The 1,721-nt window shown below is 66.2% G+C and carries 1 protein-coding gene; it reads right to left on the reverse strand.

Annotated elements, in window-relative coordinates:
- Positions 1-15: 15 nt before the first annotated feature.
- Positions 16-1,611 (reverse strand): IS1634 family transposase, encoded by a 1,596-nt coding sequence (locus AB7V09_RS12905; RefSeq protein ID WP_419143999.1) that lies wholly within the window; start codon positions 1,609-1,611, stop codon positions 16-18.
- Positions 1,612-1,721 lie beyond the last annotated feature (110 nt).

The following is a 1,721-nucleotide window of genomic DNA, read 5'->3' on the forward strand; positions in this document are numbered from 1 at the left end:
CCTGACTCATGACGCTTAGTGTGCCGGGGGTGGGGTGCTCAGGGCGGTGAGGATGTCGTTGGCGGCGTCGGTCAGACGTGGTGCGGCAGTGAGGTGGTGGCCGTTGAGGTTGATGGTGACCTCCTGCAGGCCGCGTAGCTCGCGCACGATCCTGGCGATGCTGATACCGGTGGTGTCCTGGAGGTGCCGGGCTACGGCCAGGGCGGCCATGACCACGGTCAGGTGGGCCTCGATGGCGTCTCGGGTGTGGTGGAAGATGGGGCGGGCTCTCAGGTCGTGCTTACTCATCCGGAAGGACTGCTCGACGTACCACAGCTCGTGATACGAGGAGACGACCTCACCGGCATCCATCAGATGCGCGGGGATGTTGGTGACGTAGCCCTTGAGCCCCACCAGGGACCGGGCTCTGGCGATGGAGGCTTCGTCCAGGGTGGCGTCACCGGCGTGGACGGTGACAAAACGCGTGCCCTTGGGACGCTTCTCACCGGCGATGACGGCCCGGGCCCGGTTCTCCTGAGCGGTCAGGGTCTGAGTGTCCCTGGCGGCGCGCTTCTTGGAGTAGGACCACACCGCCCGCCACGAACCCGGGTGAGAGTGTGGGTCCCAGACGGGCTCACGACGCTTGCTGACGTCCCGCTCGCTCCTGGAGCCTCTCCTGGGGGTGATGGTGTCAATGAGCTGCCCATCGGTGAAGGCGTCCCCGGCCCAGTGGAAGTGGGCCTCCAGGTCGCCCGGGGCCCGGGTGGTGCGTGCCCCGACAATGAAACGTAGGTGCGCCTTGTCCAGGGCCGTCAGGTTGGCCGCCGAGAGCATGCCGGCGTCAGCGACCACCACGAGCTCCTCAATGCCGTGGGCTGACTGGAAGGCCTCCACGATGGGGATGATCGTGGTGGTCTCGGCCTTGTTGCCCTCCCAGCAGCCGACCTGGAGAGGAAAACCATGACGGTCGACCAGCAGGCCCACGATGATCTGGGGGTCGACCCTCCTCTCCTTGGAGTAACCGACCTTGCGCAGGTCGTCCTCACGCTCGGTCTCGAAGTACAGCGTGGTCACGTCGTACAGGCACAGGGCCACGCCCCTGGTGGCGGTGACATGCTCGAACAGAGCCCCAGACAGGCTCTCGCGGTAGCCTCGCTCCTGGGCTCGGGCAAGGGAGCGGAACAAGGTCCGCACGCTGACCGACTCCAGGCCCAGATCACCCAGGACACGGGGGACCTGGGCCTTAGAGGTCGGCTCGATCAGACGCGCCAGAACCATCTGCTCAAACGCCCGATCACCCCCAGTAGCGTTCCTCAGCCCCAGACGGGTGTAGACCCCGTGCAGAACGTCCCACAGCAAACCCGAGCGCTTGGAGGCCACCACCGCGTCAGTGCCGACCGGGGCTGAGGCCGTGAGGAGTCCCGGAACCGCCGGTGGCGTGGGAGCCAGGTCCAGGGCCAGCTGGTCCGGGGCAATGCGGTGCCGGCCGATCTCCATCAGAGCAGCCAGCTCGGCCTCAGTATGGGCCGATCCCAGGTGCTCGATGACCTTGTCCCGGCGCCCTTCCTTGACCGCGATCTGCACCGCCGTCGCCCCTGAGGCTGTCTTGACCTTACGCAGAAACGGGCTCACCACCCCCACCCTACCGGCCCCTTAGTGTGCCAGCACACCCCCAACACCACGGAATACCAACGAAAAACCCACCTCAAAACCCAGACCCCACCAAAGTGTCACGAGTCAGG

Source organism: Actinomyces sp. SKVG-SVH-4(1) (assembly GCF_048514265.1).
In the GTDB taxonomy this organism is placed as follows: Bacteria; Actinomycetota; Actinomycetes; order Actinomycetales; family Actinomycetaceae; genus Actinomyces; species Actinomyces oris.